At 61.6% G+C, this 255-nt stretch carries 1 rRNA gene; it reads left to right on the top strand.

From position 1 onward, the window contains the following. Positions 1 to 140: 140 nt before the first annotated feature. Positions 141 to 255: ribosomal RNA gene (locus ETC02_RS17370) — 23S ribosomal RNA — on the top strand; the annotation flags it as partial.

Raw genomic sequence — 255 nt, 5'->3', positions numbered from 1 at the left:
AAGCGGAGGCGAGTGTTTCGCCGCGATGGGCAAATGTTCTTCGCCCGCAGGGGTGCTGGCACCCCGAGGGGGAAGGTTATTTGACCCCGAGCGGCGGCGAGCCGACGCTAGACAATAAGGAAGAAGCCGAGAGCGCTGTAGGTTAAGCTAGAAAGGGCGCACGGTGGATGCCTTGGCACTAGGAGCCGATGAAGGACGGGGCAAACGCCGAAACGCTCCGGGGAGCTGTAAGCAAGCGTTGATCCGGAGATGTCC

This window comes from Geobacillus sp. DSP4a, assembly GCF_013096875.1.
In the GTDB taxonomy this organism is placed as follows: Bacteria; Bacillota; Bacilli; order Bacillales; family Anoxybacillaceae; genus Geobacillus; species Geobacillus thermophilus.
This window is presented reverse-complemented; position numbering and strand designations above follow the sequence as displayed.